General features: G+C 66.2%; 1 protein-coding gene. It reads left to right on the top strand.

The features are described 5' to 3' along the window. The coding region (locus DY467_RS25485) for a methyl-accepting chemotaxis protein (protein WP_246701649.1) at positions 1 to 506 on the top strand (506 nt) is incomplete at both ends.

Raw genomic sequence — 506 nt, 5'->3', positions numbered from 1 at the left:
GCTCGAAACGTCGGCGCGGCAGCTGGCGGTCACCGCCGACACCTCGCAGAACCTCGCTAGCCACGTCGCAGCGGCTTCCGAAGAAGCGACCAGCAACGTGCAATCGGTGGCCAGCGCGACCGATCAGTTGTCGTCCTCGATCCGTGAGATCAGCCAGCAGGTTCAGGAATCGGCCCGGATCGCCGGCGATGCCGTCGGCCAGGCGCGCAACACCACCGATCGCGTCAGCGAATTGTCGATGGCGGCGACGCGGATCGGCGATGTCGTCGAACTGATCAATTCCATCGCGGGGCAGACCAATCTTTTGGCGCTGAATGCCACCATCGAGGCCGCCCGCGCCGGTGAAGCCGGCCGCGGCTTCTCGGTCGTCGCCGCCGAAGTGAAGGCGCTCGCGGAGCAGACCGCGAAGGCCACCGGCGAGATCGGTCAGCAGATCAGCCGGATCCAATCGGCGACACAGGAATCGGTCGGCGCGATCCGCGAGATCAGCGGCACCATCGAAAAGC

It is taken from the genome of Rhodopseudomonas sp. BR0G17 (assembly GCF_010907025.1).
GTDB classification, from domain to species: Bacteria; Pseudomonadota; Alphaproteobacteria; order Rhizobiales; family Xanthobacteraceae; genus Rhodopseudomonas; species Rhodopseudomonas palustris_H.
The sequence above is the reverse complement of the archived record's forward strand: the minus strand, read 5'-3'. Positions and strand labels throughout refer to the sequence as shown.